General features: G+C 61.9%; 3 protein-coding genes. All 3 read right to left on the reverse strand.

The annotated features are described in order from the left end of the window. A partial coding sequence (locus tag AC1DT3_RS21965) for a hypothetical protein (RefSeq protein ID WP_477467294.1) occupies nt 1-266 on the reverse strand: 266 nt, incomplete at its 3' end. 28 nt (nt 267-294) lie between these two features. Beyond that, nucleotides 295-543: a phosphoribosylformylglycinamidine synthase subunit PurS gene (gene purS, locus AC1DT3_RS21970; RefSeq protein ID WP_477467295.1), complete on the reverse strand. Its 249-nt coding sequence runs from the start codon at nt 541-543 to the stop codon at nt 295-297. 74 nt (nt 544-617) lie between these two features. Further along, a partial coding sequence (locus AC1DT3_RS21975; protein ID WP_477467296.1) for a hypothetical protein occupies nt 618-1,177 on the reverse strand: 560 nt, incomplete at its 5' end.

Genomic DNA, 1,177 nt, shown 5'->3' on the forward strand with positions numbered 1-1,177 from the left:
ACGCTGTTGAGTCGCAGCACATCCTCTGCCGTTACGTTGTCGGTTCGTGCATGGGATATTTTGGTGAGGGCAACCACCGCAGTTTCGCCGCAGCGTGAGGCCGGGCAAGCGAATATTGTGCGTGGAATTCCGTCCATCGTCATGGTCGTCGTAACCCACTTGTCGGAAGGAAAGGCGATACCGGTCGTAACACGACTGGGCGACAGCCGGCTGGTTTGGCAGGCCGTCAAGAAAACCATCAGAAGACAGGAAAGAAAAAGGCGCATTGAAACCCCCGTTGCAACGCGGCGAGCTTCACGAGCCGCCGTCAATTGCAACGTTATAATTCTCAATGACCGTGTTCGCGAGCAACTTCTCGCAGGCGGCCTTCAGCGCGGCCTCGGCCTGACTTTTGTCGGCTGTCCCGAGTTCGATGTCGAACACCTTGCCTTGGCGCACGCCGGCGATGCCGTCGACGCCGAGCGATTTGAGGGCGCTCTCGATGGCTTTGCCCTGAGGATCGAGAACCCCGTTTTTGAGGGTCACGGTGACGCGCGCTTTCATGAGCTTTGATCCGGCCGGTTGGGATTGCGCCTACGCCATAAGACCATTGGCCGCCGGACACAACGCCTGAGCCGTCACGAGTCCCAATGTTTCGCGGYGATCCCGCGAATCGTCGCTTCGACCTCCTTCGCATCGCCGCCGATGACGATGATGACGGACAGGCCCATCGCGGATCGCCGTCCCACCGCACCGCCCCAGACGGGCGGTTTTTTCTCGTCGGCCCGGGCCATGGAGAGGATGAATCCGCGATCGCTTCCGACCGTGAAGGCACGGGAATCCGTCGCGATTTCGGCTTTGCCGGTGCGGGGCCGGGCGAGAAAGCGCGCGAGGGCGCGCGAATCTTTGAGGGCAGCTTCGGCCTTGTCGGCCTCGGGACCGGTCAGTTTCAACGTGCCGACGACGATTCCCGCCCCGCATTCGTCGCAAGCCGAGATCGCCTCGAGTTCACCGCGGTCTTCGGAGAGCCAGGGTGCGAGTGGGATGGAGAACCAGGGATGAGTCTCGGGAACGCCCTCGACGCTGCGAGGCAGATAGGCGCAGCCGCCGAGGATAACCAGGGCGAAAGCAACAGGGCCGAATACGGTCGCGAGCCAGGTCGGCAGAGTTGTTGGCCGGGTCGTCAGAGTGGTTGAAA

This window comes from Microvirga sp. P4_G7, assembly GCF_056401005.1.

What these genes read in the sequence shown, in the direction of transcription:
- purS (WP_477467295.1), bottom strand. Translation starts at nt 543, where the DNA reads ATGAAAGCGCGCGTCACCGTGACCCTCAAAAACGGGGTTCTCGATCCT.